At 34.9% G+C, this 16,741-nt stretch carries 13 protein-coding genes; 9 read left to right on the top strand and 4 right to left on the bottom strand.

The annotated features are described in order from the left end of the window. The first annotated feature begins 201 nt into the window (after nucleotides 1-201). The 4 genes from V7014_RS11355 (at nucleotide 202) to V7014_RS11340 (ending at nucleotide 4,186) form a co-directional block, all read left to right on the top strand. Nucleotides 202-858, top strand: coding sequence for an amino acid ABC transporter permease (locus V7014_RS11355; RefSeq protein ID WP_335507174.1), 657 nt, complete (start codon nucleotides 202-204; stop codon nucleotides 856-858). After that, nucleotides 855-1,577: an amino acid ABC transporter ATP-binding protein gene (locus tag V7014_RS11350; protein WP_335507172.1), complete on the top strand. Its 723-nt coding sequence runs from the start codon at nucleotides 855-857 to the stop codon at nucleotides 1,575-1,577. The genes V7014_RS11355 and V7014_RS11350 overlap by 4 nt, the downstream gene beginning before the upstream one ends. 362 nt (nucleotides 1,578-1,939) lie before the next feature. Then, on the top strand, nucleotides 1,940-2,686 hold the full coding sequence (yunB, locus tag V7014_RS11345; protein WP_335507169.1) for a sporulation protein YunB: 747 nt from the start codon (nucleotides 1,940-1,942) through the stop codon (nucleotides 2,684-2,686). A 135-nt stretch (nucleotides 2,687-2,821) separates the two neighbouring features. After that, nucleotides 2,822-4,186 carry an aspartate kinase gene (locus V7014_RS11340; protein ID WP_335507167.1) on the top strand — a complete coding sequence of 455 codons (1,365 nt, stop codon included), beginning with the start codon at nucleotides 2,822-2,824 and terminating at the stop codon, nucleotides 4,184-4,186. A 41-nt stretch (nucleotides 4,187-4,227) separates the two neighbouring features. Here the strand turns inward: V7014_RS11340 and V7014_RS11335 are convergent, their stop codons facing one another. Together V7014_RS11335 and cls are read right to left on the bottom strand one after the other, a co-directional pair. Continuing rightward, complete coding sequence (locus tag V7014_RS11335; protein WP_335507165.1) at nucleotides 4,228-4,437, bottom strand: hypothetical protein; 210 nt, start codon at nucleotides 4,435-4,437, stop codon at nucleotides 4,228-4,230. A 118-nt stretch (nucleotides 4,438-4,555) separates the two neighbouring features. Further along, complete coding sequence (cls, locus tag V7014_RS11330; RefSeq protein ID WP_335507163.1) at nucleotides 4,556-6,007, bottom strand: cardiolipin synthase; 1,452 nt, start codon at nucleotides 6,005-6,007, stop codon at nucleotides 4,556-4,558. Nucleotides 6,008-6,213: 206 nt separating this feature from the next. Here cls and V7014_RS11325 point away from each other — a divergent pair, with 206 nt between their 5' ends. The 3 genes from V7014_RS11325 to V7014_RS11315 all read left to right on the top strand — a co-directional run bounded on the left by V7014_RS11325 (nucleotide 6,214) and on the right by V7014_RS11315 (nucleotide 10,667). Then, nucleotides 6,214-7,956: an ABC transporter ATP-binding protein gene (locus V7014_RS11325; protein WP_335507161.1), complete on the top strand. Its 1,743-nt coding sequence runs from the start codon at nucleotides 6,214-6,216 to the stop codon at nucleotides 7,954-7,956. Beyond that, nucleotides 7,934-9,760, top strand: a complete 1,827-nt coding sequence (locus tag V7014_RS11320; protein ID WP_335507159.1) for an ABC transporter ATP-binding protein — start codon at nucleotides 7,934-7,936, stop codon at nucleotides 9,758-9,760. Before V7014_RS11325 ends, V7014_RS11320 begins: the two co-directional genes overlap by 23 nt. Nucleotides 9,761-10,340: 580 nt before the next feature. Further along, nucleotides 10,341-10,667, top strand: a complete 327-nt coding sequence (locus V7014_RS11315; RefSeq protein ID WP_205061561.1) for a hypothetical protein — start codon at nucleotides 10,341-10,343, stop codon at nucleotides 10,665-10,667. Nucleotides 10,668-10,823: 156 nt separating this feature from the next. On the opposite strand, the gene V7014_RS11310 is transcribed toward V7014_RS11315, so the two are convergent. Together V7014_RS11310 and V7014_RS11305 are read right to left on the bottom strand one after the other, a co-directional pair. Beyond that, entirely contained in the window at nucleotides 10,824-11,870 is a 1,047-nt protein-coding gene (locus V7014_RS11310; RefSeq protein ID WP_335507157.1) for a sulfate ABC transporter substrate-binding protein, read from the bottom strand. Nucleotides 11,871-12,131: 261 nt separating this feature from the next. Further along, entirely contained in the window at nucleotides 12,132-14,303 is a 2,172-nt protein-coding gene (locus V7014_RS11305; protein WP_335507155.1) for a type IA DNA topoisomerase, read from the bottom strand. A gap of 112 nt (nucleotides 14,304-14,415) precedes the next feature. On the opposite strand from V7014_RS11305, the gene V7014_RS11300 reads away from it, so the two are divergent. Further along, entirely contained in the window at nucleotides 14,416-15,138 is a 723-nt protein-coding gene (locus V7014_RS11300; protein WP_335507153.1) for a hypothetical protein, read from the top strand. Between the two features lie 59 nt (nucleotides 15,139-15,197). Further along, on the top strand, nucleotides 15,198-16,718 hold the full coding sequence (locus tag V7014_RS11295) for a glycoside hydrolase (RefSeq protein WP_335507151.1): 1,521 nt from the start codon (nucleotides 15,198-15,200) through the stop codon (nucleotides 16,716-16,718). Nucleotides 16,719-16,741: the final 23 nt, after the last annotated feature.

Raw genomic sequence — 16,741 nt, 5'->3', positions numbered from 1 at the left:
TGAATAAAGCAATTAATACAATTTTCGAAAATGGAACATACAAAGAAATCTACCAAAAATGGTTTGGTATTGAACCAGATCTAGAACTTTTGAAGAAACAACAGAAATAAGAAAACTAGATTTGCGTAACAGATTAGTTGATTGTTACGCAATTTTTAACCATTTATACTTGTAAATGAAACGATTTCAGGAGGACGTTTTATGGATTTTCAGTTCGATATAATAGTGGAATATGCCCCATATTTATTACAAGGAACGTTATTAACAATTGGATTATCGTTAGCTGGTATCGCTATCGGAACCATTCTTGGTTTGCTTATTGGAATGGGAAAAATGATGAGAAGCAAGGTACTATCATTTCCGTTTAAATTGTATATTACTTGCTTTAGAGGAACGCCATTGCTTGTGCAAGTATTGTTGATTCACTTTGGAGTTGTACCTTTGTTTATTGGTGATACAAATGCCACTCTAGCTGCTGTTGTAGCATTATCTCTTAACGCAGCTGCTTATATCGCTGAAATCTTTCGTGCTGGTATTCAATCGATTGAGAAGGGGCAAATGGAAGCAGCTCGTTCTCTTGGAATGACACATGTACAAGCAATGAAACATGTTATTTTACCTCAAGCAACAAAGCGTATTATCCCTCCGCTTGGAAATGAATTTATCGTACTTATTAAGGAATCATCTATAGCAAGTATTATTGCAGCACCAGAGCTTATGTATTGGGGAAGAGCGATGGGATCTCAATATTTTAAAGTATGGGAACCATACTTAGCTGCTGCTGTTATTTATTTAATTTTAACTGTTTCATTAAGTTATGTATTAAATCGAATTGAAAGAAGGCTGGAAACAACATGATAAAAGTCAAACAGCTGAAAAAATCATTTGGAAAGAATGAAGTATTAAAAGATATAAATGTTTCTATTCAACCAAAAGAAGTAGTTGTTGTTATCGGACCTTCTGGTTCAGGTAAATCAACATTCTTACGTTGTATTAATCTATTAGAAGAAATTACGGATGGACATATATATATAGAAGGCATAGATATTGCTGATCCAAAGACGGATATCAATCGTTTACGTATGGATGTAGGAATGGTATTCCAACAGTTCAACCTGTTTCCGCATAAAACAGTGCTTGATAATATTACGCTTGCTCCAACTAAAGTAAAAGGAGTTCCTTTAGATCAAGCAAAGCAAAAAGGGCTAGAATTACTTCGTAAAGTAGGCCTTGAGGATAAAGCAAATGTATATCCAGATTCTTTATCTGGTGGACAGAAACAACGTGTAGCTATTGCAAGAGCACTTGCTATGGAACCGAAGGTCATGTTGTTTGATGAGCCAACATCTGCGCTTGACCCAGAAATGGTTGGAGAAGTACTGGAAGTAATGAAGCAACTTGCTAAGGAAGGTATGACAATGATTGTCGTAACTCATGAAATGGGATTTGCACGTGAAGTTGGAGATCGTGTGATTTTCATGGATGAAGGATATGTTATTGAAGAGAACAAACCAGTTGAAATTTTTGAACGTCCACAACATGAGAGAACGAAATCATTTTTAAGTAAGGTTCTATAAAAATAACCATAAGAGGCTGTCTGAAAAGTGATTNNGAACGCCCTTTTACGCTTTATTGGCCCTTCGAAGTAGTTTACGTGAAATATATAAACTCGGCTGTAATATTAGAATATTTATATTTGGCGCTTTTGGTCTAGATGAAACCGATGTATCTTCATAAAAATCTAAAAAATTTCTTCCCATCAATCAATAAAGATAACAAATAGGATTTATTAGACATCCTCTTTTATAAAAAAGGATATGGCTTTTTAGTGGTGTCTAGCTCCATTCCATACGTCGCAAAACGAGTCCTTCCGCTTTTCTATTTCCTTCATTTTTTTTTGTGAACAGGCATATGTATGTTCCAAAGGGGCTGGTTCCTAATGAGAAGATGGAGATATAGAACAGGAATGAGATTGCGAAGAAAACCTTTGAGTATGCCTAAGGTATTGTGGTATTCTTTTCTTATTTTTTTAGGCTTTAATTTGATATCACTTTGGTTAGTTGATAAAACGATTACGCCGATTATTAAAGATGTAGCGAAGACGGAAGTTAAACGTATTGCAACGGAAGCTATAGATGAAGCTGTTCATAAAAACTTGAAAGAAGTAGATATAAATGAACTGATTATAGAGAAGAAGCAGGATGGAATGCCTTCAACATATAGTTTTAATCCGAAAGTTTATTACGATGCTTTATCACTCACTACACAAGATATTGAGAGACGATTAGGAATAAAGCATGTGGATGAGAGTTCTAGTCGTAATATCAATGATATAGAGGATGCACAACTTCATAACATTGTATACAAGATTCCTATTGGTGTAGCAACTGGGAACTCACTTTTGGCAAACTTAGGTCCAGAGATACCTGTAGAGTTATCCTTAGTCCGAGATGTTGAGTCCAAATTTCGTACTGAAATGACGGAGGGTGGAATCAATAATACCCTATTAGAGTTATTTGTAGACATTGAATTAGATATACAAATTGTTATCCCTTATTTTTCAGATGAGGAGCCGATTAAGTTTGAAGCAAAAATCGGTGACATATTTATCCCTGGAGTAGTGCCGGAATATTTCAGTAATGGTGGAAGTTTACCTCCTCCACCTGTTATTAAAGAAAAGAAATAATGGATAAATTTCCTGAATTTATAGTAAATTCATTTATTTGTTTAGATGAAGTAGAAAAAGGGTTGCAAGTTTTATTTCGAAAGTTCATAATAATATAAAATTATCAGAGTATTTTAATGTTTAGGAGATGTCAGAATGAAAGTTGTAAAATTTGGAGGATCTTCATTAGCATCAGGAGAGCAACTGCAGAAAGTATATCGAATTGTTATGAGTGATCCTGATAGAAAGTTTGTCGTCGTTTCAGCCCCTGGAAAAAGGTCATCTGACGACATTAAAGTAACAGATTTATTAATAGAGTGTGCCGAGCAATATTTAAACAAAAGTAAGGAGAAGGCACCTGTAGCAACTTTACTAGAACGATATTCAAGTATCGCACAGGAATTGAACTTATCGAACGATGTTATGGAAGCAATTGAAGCAGATATATATAATGTGCTAGAAGGAAACCAAAGCAAACCTGAAAAATATATGGATGCAGTTAAAGCAAGTGGTGAAGATAATAGTGCGAAGTTAATTGCAGCTTTCTTCCGTAGTATGGGTACAGATGCTGTTTATGTGAACCCGAAAGACGCTGGTCTTTACGTAAGTGATGAACCAGGTAATGCTCAAGTGTTACCACAGTCCTATGATAATTTATACAAGTTAAGGGAGTATGAAGGAATCGTTGTATTCCCAGGTTTCTTTGGATTTACACTAGATGGAGAAATTGCTACATTCTCTCGAAGCGGTTCTGATATTACAGGATCGATTTTAGCTAATGGTACCAAAGCCAGAGTATATGAGAACTTCACGGATGTGGATGCTGTATATTCAGTAAATCCTACAATAGTTGAAAATCCTAAGGAAATTAAAGAGCTTACTTATCGTGAAATGCGTGAACTTTCATACGCTGGTTTTTCTGTATTCCATGATGAAGCTTTGATTCCTGCTTTCCGTGCTGGCATTCCGGTTAATGTAAGGAATACAAACAATCCATCTTCTCCAGGAACGTTAATTGTAAATGAACGTGAAAATACAAATGGGCCTGTTATTGGTATTGCATCAGATAAAGGATTCTGCAGTATTTATGTGAGTAAATACTTAATGAACAGGGAGTTAGGGTTTGGTCGTAGGTTAATGCAAATTCTTGAAGACCATGGGGTATCTTTTGAACACTCTCCATCGGGTATTGATGATATGACTGTTATTCTGAAAGAAGATCAGTTAAACCCTGAAAAAGAAGCAAAAATCGTAGCGAGAATTTATGATGAATTGCATGCTGATAAAGTCGAAATAGATCATGGTTTAGCGCTATTGATGATTGTTGGAGAAGGTATGAGGCATAATGTTGGTACAACAGCGAAAGCCTCTCAAGCACTTGCAGATGCTGGTATTAATATTGAAATGATTAATCAAGGTTCGTCTGAAGTAAGTATGATGTTTGGTATTAAAGCTGTTAATGAGAAGAAAGCAGTTAAAGCATTGTATGATGCATTCTTCGTAGGCGTACCTGCGCTATAATTTAAAAAACACTCCAATTAGAAATGTAATTGGAGTGTTTTTTATTGAAGGAGTTTATAAATCAAGTAACCTATTAAAGAGACCAAAAGAAGCGTGATGTGGAATGTTAGGAAATAGATTAATGGATTTTGTATTCTATATGCTGACATATTTTCAACAATCATTACCATCATGAATGATGTCATCTGTATGGAGAATTTTCGTATATCTTCTTTTGTTTCTGATTCTTTTGTTTGAACTGCTGTAGTCATAAACGCACCCCTTATTAAAAATACCATAAAAATAGAAAAATATAGTAAAAATTTAAAATAAAAGAAGCTAATTCAAAGGATTCGACAAGCGACGAAATTTTGAATTAGCTTCTTCTTTCTATAGTATTGGTGAAAGTAATCTTGATATAGATTCTTTAAAACGAATGTAATATGAGCGTTTGTTATATTCCATGAGCGTTAATCGATGACTTAGTTTAATGTCATCCATAAAAGATTGTGCAAGCTGCTTGGACACTTTGCAGTTATAGATAAAGGCGTTTACTTCAAAGTTTAAGCGGAAGCTTCGTACGTCAATATTGGCTGTACCGACCGAACAAACTTCTTCATCAATTACAATCATTTTAGCGTGAATAAAGCCATTTTCATAAATATAAACTTTCGCACCCGTTTTTAATAATTCCCCGATATTGGAAAGGGTAGCCCAATATACAAACATATGGTCAGGTTTGTTTGGAATCATAATTCTAACATCTTTCCCCGCTAAACATGCAGTTCTTAGGGCATCAAGTAAGCTAGCGTCAGGAATGAAGTAAGGTGTCTGAATAAGAATTGATTTCTTAGCTGACATGATTAGTTTAATATATCCAAGTTTAATTTGTTCCCATTCGGAATCTGGTCCACTCGTAACGATTTGAACTGCTACGTCACCTTTAAACTTTCTAGGAGGGAATAACGATGGATTATAGACGATGTCATTTCGATAAGATGCTTGATTCCAATCGAGAATAAAGCGGATTTGCATGGCATAGACAGCACTTCCTATAATACGTAAATGTGTATCGCGCCAATATCCAAACTTTGGATTGTTTCCTAAATATTCATCTCCTACATTAAAGCCACCTACATAGCCAACGTTACCATCAATAATAACAAGCTTTCGATGATTTCGGTAATTCAAGCGCAAATTAATAAGGTGGAACTTTGATGGAAAGAAAACTTCAACCTCTCCACCAGCTGCTTTTAATTCAGCAAATGCTTTCTTCCTTAGTCCACGTGAACCCAATTCATCATAAAGGACACGCACTTTAACGCCTTCTTTCGCTTTTTTAGTGAGTTCAGCGATAATTTCTTTACCCAAGGTGTCGTTCTTAATAATGTAATATTGCATATGAATGAAGTGCTGTGCTGCTTGGATATCTTTAATAAGACTGCTGAATTTTTCTTTTCCATCAGTAAAGATAGTTACGTCGTTATTTTCAGAAAGTAAGGCACCATTATTCGTTAAATGCATGTAAATTAGATCAAAATGTTGCTGTGCTGAACAATTCCGAAAAGAATATGTATTTTCTTTTAGTTCTTTTACTTGTTCAGTAATCATTTGTTTTAAGCCGATTTTCTTTTGATCGTCCCATTGAAACAGTTTCTCACGCCTTAAATTTTGTCCGAAAAGTAAATATAGGAAGAAACCTAATAGAGGTATAAAGAATAAGATAAGCAGCCAACCCCAAGTGGAAGAAATATCTCTCCGCTCTCGAAAAATTACAAATATTGCTAGTAAGATGTTTAATACTAAAATAACATTGATTGTTATACTCAGTATATGATTCATATGTATAGGTCCTCTTTCATTTCATAATATAGTTCTTCAATCATTATAATACGCAAGTTCTTTATAGTGTAGTAAATGACTTATTATTTTATTTATGATGAAATAAAAGTTAAATAATTCGGAAAAAAAGGAAAAAAAGAGTAAGATATATATACTTGTCGGATGCGGAAACGGATGCATGGTTCTTTTTGCAAGGGGGCGATATAGTGAAAACGATAGTTCAGTTTCTTAAACCGTATAAAATAGCAGCTATTATTGCCATTATTTTTATGTTGGCTGAATTAATAGTGGAGTTATTTCAACCATTATTGATGGCTCAAATAATTAATGAGGGTGTAATGAAACAAGATTTACATACCGTCATTTTGTTAGGAAGCGTTATGATATTTTTCTCATTGCTTACTTTGGTCGCGGGTATATTTAACACATTTTATGCGTCTCATGTAAGCCAAAGCTTTTCATATGATATGAGAAATGCTTTATTTCAACGAGTTCAATCATTATCTTATTCACAATTTACACTCTTTCCAAAAGGTTCACTCATGACTAGATTAACAAATGATGTACAACAATTGCAAACAACTATATTCATGGTATTGCGCATTATGTTACGAGCGCCGCTAATGATTATTGGCGGATTAGTGATGTCTTTCATCGTTCATCCATCATTAGCGATGTTTCTTGGTGTGGTAGTTCCATTCTTGTTTGTATTTCTGCTTTATTTATTGAACAAAGGCGGTAAAATGTTTAAAACCGTTCAACAGAAGCTAGATCATGTTAATAATGTGATGAGCGAAAACTTAGCGGGGATGAAGTTGATTCGAGCTTTTCGAAGAAGTGATTATGAAATAAATCGTTTTGAAGAGGCGAATCAACAATTAAAAGAAAGAACAGCCACGGTGCTTCGTTTTATGGAAGTGACGATGCCTGCACTATTATTATTAATGAATATAACGGTAATCTGTATTCTTTGGTTTGGGAACAAAGAAATAATGGTTGGTACTGCTAATATTGGTGAAGTAGTTGCGATTGTGAATTATTCGACGAGAATTACTTCGTCTTTATCAGTTTTCTCATTTCTAATTGTAGCTTTTTCCCGATCTAAAGCGTCCGCTTCAAGGATTACAGAAATTCTTGATACGCAAGCTGAAATGAGTGATTCAACTAATAAAAAGCATACAAGTCATTTGCAAGGTGAAGTGACATTTAAGAACGTTGGTTTCTATTATCAAGATAAAACAAGATGGGCGTTGAAAAATTTATCTTTTACTGTTAAACCAGGTCAAACATTAGCCGTTCTAGGTGCAACAGGTTCAGGTAAGACGACATTAATGCATTTAATCCCAAGATTATACGATGCGAGTGAAGGTGAAGTACTGATTGACGGTATAAATGTGAAGGATTATAACCAAGAATTTTTGCGAAAAGGAATGGGCATTGTACCACAAGAAGCTTTACTATTTACCGGTACAATTAAGGAAAACTTATTGTGGGGCAAACAAGATGCAAGTGATGCTGCTATACAGGAAGCTTGTGATCATGCGCAAATGTATGAAACAATTCAGAAATTGCCAGGACATATGAATGCATTAATTGGTCAAAAAGGTGTAAATCTATCTGGAGGACAACGCCAAAGGCTTACAATTGCTCGTGCTTTAATTCGAAAACCTAGTATATTGTTGTTTGATGATAGCACTAGTGCATTAGATACGAAAACGGAGCAGAAATTGCTGAGCTCGCTACGTTCTTATCATGGAACGAAAATAATGGTTACACAAAAGATTAGTACAGCCATCCATGCCGATCGTATTATGTTGTTGCAAAATGGTGAGAAGGTAGCTGAAGGTACACATGACTATTTACAGCAACATTCAAGTCTTTATCGTGATTTATTAAAATCTCAGCGTGAAGGAAGGAGAGATGGTTATGTTATGGAAACAACTAAGTGAGCCATTTCATTATGAAAAAATCCTTCATGCAAGTGATTTAAAAAGGAATAGTAAGAAAAAGAAAGCGAGAGCAAATGATACTAGAACAACTATAGCAATTATTTGGCGCATGCTGACATTGCAGAAAGGGTTATTTTATTTTGTCTTAGCATTAGTTGTGGTGAGTTCATTACTAGCTCTTGTCGGTCCTTTGTTAATTGGTAAAGTTATTGACGATTATATTGTTGCGAGAAAGCTTAGTGGCTTATCTACACTGTTGTTTATATTAATTGTCGTATACATTGTTTATTCTCTTTCAGTTTGGCTTCAAAATGTATTGATGATTGGAATTGCTCAACGAACTGTGTTGAGTTTACGTACGAAATTATTTAGCCATCTGCATAAGTTACCGATTGCTTTCTTTGATATGCGACAACAAGGTGAATTAATGAGCCGCGTGACTAATGATATTGAAAATGTTAGTTCTACTTTGAATAGTTCAGTTATTCAAGTATTATCAAGTACCCTGACATTGGTTGGGACTCTTTCGGTCATGTTGTACCTTAGTCCTTTATTGGCTCTGATTACAATGATTATTATCCCAGCGATGTTTCTTGGTATGAGATGGATTACGAGACGAACAAGTAAGCTATTTCAGAAGCAGCAAAAAAGTTTAGGTGAGTTAAATGGTGTGATTGAGGAAAGTATTTCTGGTCAAACCATCATTAAAGCATTCTCGGCTGAAGACAAGGTAAACGAACAATTTCTAGAAAAAGTAGAGAAGCTTAAACTAACTGGTTTTTGGTCTCAAACGTACTCGGGAATGATTCCAAAGCTCATGAATGTGTTGAATAATGTTAGTTTTGCTATGATCGCCGGAGTAGGTGGAATATTCGCTTTAAAAGGTTGGATTTCAATTGGGGTTATCGTTGTGTTTGTTGAATTTTCTCGACAGTTTACACGCCCTTTGAATGATTTAGCGAATCAATTCAATACGCTATTATCGGCAATTGCTGGAGCGGAGCGTGTTTTTGAAATATTGAATACAGAAGAAGAAGGCTTTGATGAACAAAATAAAGGTGCTTTGCATGATGTGGAGGGAGAAGTGAGTTTTCGGAACGTGTCGTTTTCGTATGAGGAAGAAGGTTCTACACTTCGCAATATTACGTTCACAGCTAAGCCTGGTGAAACAGTTGCACTTGTAGGGCCTACAGGAGCAGGAAAGACAACGATTATTAATTTGCTTTCTCGTTTTTATAATTATAATGAAGGTGTAATTACCATTGATGGAGTTGATGTTTCTTCTGTGACACGTGCGAGTGTTAGGAAGCAGATGACATTTGTACTACAAGAATCTTTTTTGTTTCAAGGTTCTATTGAAGAGAATATTCGCTATGGAAGATTAGATGCAAGTGAAGAAGAAATCATTGAAGCAGCTAAATTAGCTAATGCTCATTCATTTATTGAGCGTCTGCCAAATGGTTATCAAACGACACTGAGCAATGGTGGAAGTGGCTTAAGTCAAGGACAGAGACAATTGCTTGCGATTGCACGAGCTATTATTGCAAATCCATCCATTCTTATATTAGATGAGGCTACCAGTAGCATTGATACGATTACGGAAATGCATATACAACAAGCACTGAAGCGACTTATGCAAGGAAGGACAAGTTTTGTTATTGCGCATCGTTTAAATACTATACAAGAAGCCGATCAAATTATCGTACTACAAAATGGAGCTATTATCGAGCGAGGTTCGCATAAAGAATTAGTTCAGCAAGGTGGTTTCTATCATGATCTTGTTGCCGCCAATGAACAACAATAATTGAGAGAGGGTATCCTATTATAGGATACCCTCTTGTATGTTGCAGAGCTTTTTCGCTCAGATATAATTCTTTCTTTATCTTTGAAGTTGGGTATCGGTAGTGGTATGTTCTTACCTAAACGACGTAAGCCCTACCTCTCTTACATCCCTACGGCTCCGAAGCCGATCCGGCGTGAATAGGTACTTAGAACAACTACTGTAATAATTGTTGACCGATTCAAATGCTGATGCCTCCTGAGACAACCATATTTTTTTTGTTATTTTTTCCGCTCAATTTACTTCTTACTAAGGAAAACTTCATAGATATAACAAGAAAACAGAAGTAGTGAATCCACAATCATCTACTAAATAGAATACTATGCAAAGCTCTCCATTATATTATCCTGATTAGGAAAAATTAAACATGAAACAACAAATTCAGAATATTCATTCTTTGTTGAATTCATATAATGTTTACATTATTAAAGGAAATTATGCATGGAACATGTTAAGATGAAATTAACAAGGAAATTTCCAGAATAATTAATATGTTGAATTTCTTTGAAGAAATTATAAAAAGCAAATTGGGTGGGTGATAGTTGTGAATATCCTTACAATTATTGAGTTGGATAATTCAGAAGTTGAAGAAATTCTAGATGCTTCAATTGTTTTTGAAGAAGAAACAGTTTTTGAAAATGTTATTTCGACTTGTGTCGAAGGCTTCAAATGCAACAGAACAAATGAAATTCTAGATACGGATCATGCAATGGAAAAAGTTTTTCTTATGCTAAAAGCACGACACTATGTTCCATCAGAAATCCAAGATTTCTCCTATGAACTTTCATCATGTGAAAGAATTAAAAGCAACACCCTAGAAAAAGGCGAATTACCGAAAATGGTTTCTATCTCCTTTTCACAGTGCGTATAATTATAACACAAATTAATTTTAATTACAAGTTTAGTTGAACCAATCGGGTTCTTACTGGGGCTTAATCTCCCACTTAAACGTCTTCGCTTTCACTATCGTTTTGAAGTGGGAGTCTTAGCGCCAGTTTGAACGAGAAAAATGAATATTTTTTTCCACTTAAGGTTGATAAATTTTATCGAATGTACCGCCGTCATTAAAATGCTTTTCTTGAGCTTTCTTCCAGCCACCAAAATCTTGATCAATAGTTACTAAATCGATTTTCGGAAAGAGGTCTTCATATTTCTTTAGAATTTCTTCATTTCTAGGACGGTAATAATTTTTTGCTGCAATCTCTTGACCTTTATCTGAATAGAGATAATTTAAATAAGCTTCAGCTACTTCTCCCGTTCCTTTCTTATCAACTACTTTGTCTACAACCGCAACGGGTGGCTCAGCTAAAATACTAATGGAAGGTGCAACGATTTCGAATTGATCTTTCCCTAATTCATTCAACGTTAGAAAAGCCTCATTTTCCCATGTTAGTAAAACATCCCCGATGCCTCTCTCTACGAAAGTTGTTGTTGCACCCCTTGCACCCGAATCTAACACTTCAACATTTTTATATAACTTCCTAATAAAACTCTCCACTTTCTTTTCATCATTGTTATACTTTTTCTCAGCATAAGCCCAAGCTGCAAGGTAATTCCATCTTGCGCCTCCTGATGTCTTTGGATTGGGAGTAATAACAGAGACATCTTTCCTGATTAAATCATCCCAGTCATTAATTTTTTTAGGATTTCCCTTTTTAACTAGAAAAACAATCGTAGATGTATATGGAGTTGAATTATTCGGAAATTTACTTTGCCAATCTTTTTCCAGTAGTTGATTTGCTTCGGCAATCGCATCGATATCGTACGCAAGTGCCAACGTAACAACATCAGCTTCTAATCCATCTATTACCGCTCTTCCTTGTTTACCTGAACCACCGTGAGATTGCTGAAATGTAACAGTTTGACCTTTTTCTTTCTGCCAATAATCAGCAAACTCCTTATTGATTGCTTGATATAGCTCTCGTGTGGGATCATAGGAAACGTTCAATAATTCAATCGTTTCTTTTTTGTTTGTATCCTCCTTCCTCTTTTCTCCAGACGTACTGTTCGAACCACATCCAACTAAAACACTAATTAATGCTGTGATAGCTAAAAAAAACTTCACTTTTCTCACCTTAAATCACCCCTAAAAGCTATATTGACATTGTTTCCCCGTCTAATCTTTTTCTTTACTAAAAAGCTATAGAAAAAGGCTCTAAATCAAGAAATCAGAATCATCCTAATTTCCTAACTTAGAGCCTTCGGTGGTCCGATCAGCCGAGTATATATTTTGTAAAACTGTTTTAACAACAATCCAATTGGAATTTATTGTTTTTCTGTTACAAATACTATAAAACTAATTATTCCTACCTGTCAACTATAAATTAAATCTATTTTATTTCTCATTTACATCTTTCTTATTCTCTTGTTCAACAAATTCCATCTTCCAGCCAAAATACTCATTATCGGTATTTTTCTCATATGTCATATTGGCATCAAACTTATTGCCTTTTTTGCTAGTTAATCCTTTAACTAATGCTTTACCATCTTTCAGCAATGCTTTCACCATCGTTTTTGTTGGCTTCTTCTTCATTGCTGCAAGGTATTTATCATTTTTCCAAATAACATACTTACAACCATTCTTCCAATTCGAACAACCAAAGCCTTTTTGCCCCTCAATCACCGCACTAGAACAAAGTGGACATTTCCCTAGAAATTCATTCTTTTTTACTTCTGGCTTTGCCGCATGCTTGAGGATAACATCTTGATCCCCTTTTATCATTTCGACAGATTTCTTCGTAAAATCGAAAATAAAGTTTAAGAATACACCTCGGCTAACTTGTTTCTTCTCCATATCAGATAAGGCTTTTTCTAACTTGCCAGTAAACTCTAAGTCAAAAAGCTCTTTAATTGGAAATGTTTCAACCATTTCCCTTCCTAAATCACTACAGAAAAGACTTTTATCATTCGAGAAGATATAGCCTATATCTTTGAGTTTCTTAATGGTCTCCGCTCTCGTAGCCGGTGTGCCGATGCTAAAGCCACTTAATACAGCTTCTTCATCATCGTAATTCTTACCGCATGTTTCCATCACGCGTAGTAATGTTTTCTCTGTATGATGCTTAGGAGGTTTCGTTTCATGAGATGTTACCTTTGCATTGATAATGGCTAATTGTTCATTTTGATCTACATATGGCAACACATTATCTTTTGATTCAATCTTCTCAACTTGACGCCAACCTTCTATAATTTGCACACGACCTTTTGCAGAAAAAAAACCTTTAATCGAGTCATCACTTATATGAATAGTAATTCTCGTTTCTTCATGTTCAGCAATTGGCATAAACTGCATGATAAAACGATTCTTCACGGCAGTGTATACAATTTGCTCATCATTTGTTAACGATTTAGGAACGACATATGTAGGAATGATTGCACTATGACTTTCCACTTTTGCATTGTTGAACAACCGTTTCGTTTTCGCAAACTTCACTTCATCTTCATAAGGCAATCCCTTTTTTACAGCTGATAATACTTTTGCGACACGATCCACTAAACTTTCTTCTAAAGCGGTACTTGCTGTTCTCGGATACGTAATATATTTCTTCTCATACAACGATTGCGCTACCTTCAATACTTTATCAGAGGTCCAACCTTTAAATTTACTCGTAATGTATCCTTGTAAATTTGATAAATTAAATAAATAAGGTGGATACTCTTTCTTTCGTTCAACTTGTTTATCAGCAACTATTCCATGCGAATTCTTTAAAGCTCTACATATTTCGTCTAGCGTTTCCTTTGCTTTGAACTTCTCTTCTTTTCCTTCCATATATGTTGCATCAAACTCTTCGCCTTTTTGTGTCTTAAACTTAGCTCCTAATTTGAAATACTTTTCTGGAACGAATTTTTCAATTTCTTTATCACGATCATATATAATCTTTAAAGTTGGTAAAATAACACGCCCAATATTTAAAACTTGGCCTCGCCCTTTTTGATATTTTAATGTCGTAACAGAAGTTAAATTGATACCGATTACCCAATCAGCCCACTGTCTACTCACACCTGCATCTTGCAACGGGCGTAAATCTGTATTAGGACGAATTTTTTGCAATCCCGACAGCACTTCATCAGGTGTCCATTCATTTAACAGCAAGCGATATACTTGCTTCGGTGCTTTTATATTATAGATAATACTATCACCGATTACTTGCCCTTCTCGGTCATAGTCACATGCAGAAATAACGGCATCTACATCATCTCTAAACAACAATGATTTAATAATAGAAAACTGCTTCTTTGCTCCACTATCCGTTTGATCGCGATTTTTTGGGCTGCTCTTCACTTTATATTGAAACTTCGGTGGAATAAAAGGAAAGTTATCCATTTGCCATTTGCCCATACTCTCATCGTAATCTTTCGCATCATATAGTTGCAACAGATGGCCGAAAGCCCATGTTACGATGTAACTCTCTCCTTCATAATATCCATCATTTCGTTTTTTGATTTTTAATGCATCAGCAATGTTTTTAGCAACGGAAGGTTTCTCTGCTATAATGACTGCTTTCATACACAAGACCCTCCTACTTCATAAATAATAAACATATTAACAGAATAACATATTTCACCTGTGATATTTCTGTAACATTTCTCTTCTATAGTATCTCTCGGAGGTAGAAATAATGAAAAAGATTTTAACAGTTTTGATTGCTACTAGTTTACTCACTCCATCATTAGCTGGCTGCTCAAACAGTAATGAAGAGAAGAAAGAAGTAAATACATTTCATAAAGTATCAGGCTTAGATTTTTCATACGAAGTGAATCCTGAAACATTTGAAGTAGTTATTGAGCATAATGGAAAAAAAGAAGTTGTATCGAAGGCTCAAAAAAATAGAGAAGTTCGAGATTTTGAAAATCAAGAAAACCATTCTTCATGGACATATCCAAATGAAGATATTGCAGTCTCTCTAAAGAAAAAAGAAGACTATCTTGATGTAACAATCCAATCGACGAAAGAGTCGGAATCAAAATTTTCATGGCCTATCGTAGAAGGTGAAAACTATATGTTGCCGATTGGAGAAGGAAGAACCATTCCAAACGAAGATGAGCATTGGAAAAAACATTTAGATGGAATGGAAATGCATGCAATTGAGTCTCTTTCAATGGGATTTTTTGCAGTGAACCACGAAAAGTACTCAACATTGTATGTAATGAAAGAGGCATTTAATAATACATTAAAATTTAATACGAAAGACAAAATATCTTTTATGCTTGAGCATGAATTTCCTAGTATCAACAATAAGAAGGAGTATGGCTTTCGTATCTATATAGCTAATACCGACCCTGTTCATCTCGTAAAATTTATAAAAGCTATATTGTTGAAAAAGGTGAATTTAAAACACTAGCAGAAAAAGCGAAAGAAAATAAAAACATTGAAAAGCTTTACGGTGCACCTCATATTTACTTGTGGGACACAACCGTTGTTTCAGAAAATGATATAAACTGGAAGGCTTTTCGAGAGCAACTTTCAAGTAAAACGATGATATATGTAAAAGACTTTATTTCCAAAGAGGTAGAAGACGGTCATGAAACTACAAAAATCATTGAAGAGATTGCTGGACAAGATTATATAGATAACTATCAAAAAAACACTATTGCGCAGAATTTAAGTAAAGCTTTAGTAACACAAACATTTTACGATGAAGACATATTTACAAAGACAGATAAAGAAATGGAACGACTTTTACAAAAAGGTGTTACGAATCTAAATGAAGTGGAAATCATTGAACTGAATAAGCGTGCACTATACAACAATTTACAATCCGTATTTTCGCCAGTTGAAGAATGGGCAAATGACCGCACTATTGATATCATCAAAGACATGAAAGATGCTGGTATTGAGAAAGCTTGGTTTGGCCTAGACAATTGGATGCAAGGATTTATTAAGCCCGAAATGGTAAAGTATGCTACAAATAATGGGTATTTAATGGGACCATATGATTCATATCATTCAATCCATGAACCTGGTAAAGAGAAATGGCATACAGCAACGTTCGAAGATACGAAGCTATATGAAGAAGCAACAATTGAAGGAACAGATGGAGAGAAGATCTCCGGCTTCCAAAATGTAGGAAGAAAGTTGAACCCTACTTTATCACCGCCATCGGTTCATGCAAGACTTGAATCTATATTGAATACAGGAGTTCCATTTAATTCGTGGTTCATTGATTGTGATGCTACGGGAGAAATTTATGATGATTACTCTAAGAATCACATTACTACTCAACAAGAAGATTTAGAAGCAAGATTGAGCCGTATGTCGTATATCGGTGACAAAAAAGACATGGTTATAGGCTCAGAGGGAGGAAATGATTTCGCCAGCTCTACTATTGCGTTTGCTCATGGAATCGAATTGCCATCTTTCTCATGGATGGATGATGATATGAAAAAAAATAAAGAGAGTAAATATTATATGGGTCGCTATTACTCAGCAAGAGGCGGAGCACCTGAAAAAGTAACAAAACAAATTCCAATTAAAGAAGAATACAAGAAGATTTTCTTAGATCCAACTTATAAAATCCCTTTATATAAATTAGTATATAACGATTCATTGATCACATCATATCATTGGGATTGGTCAACGTTCAAAATCATTAACGAAGTAGAAAATCGCATGCTTTATGAGATTTTATATAACGTACCACCGATGTATCATATTGATAAGTTTGAATGGGATAAACACGGTGAAAAGATGGCAGAACATACTATAGTTTGGTCAAAATTCAGCAAAAATGTCATCAACAAAGAAATGACTAATTTTAAAATGCTAACAGATGATCACCTTGTTCAAATGACAGAATACGGTAGCAAAGTCAAAGTCGTGGCAAACTTTAGCGACCGTCCATACAACTACAACAACGACATCGTATCACCTAACTCACTAATAATATACGATGGTGATACAAAATCGGTATATAAGCCCTAAATAGTGAAAGGATTTACAATTAT

Origin of the sequence: Bacillus sp. JJ722 (assembly GCF_036963345.1) — a bacterium.
Taxonomy (GTDB): domain Bacteria; phylum Bacillota; class Bacilli; order Bacillales; family DSM-1321; genus Bacillus_AD.
The sequence above is the reverse complement of the archived record's forward strand: the minus strand, read 5'-3'. Positions and strand labels throughout refer to the sequence as shown.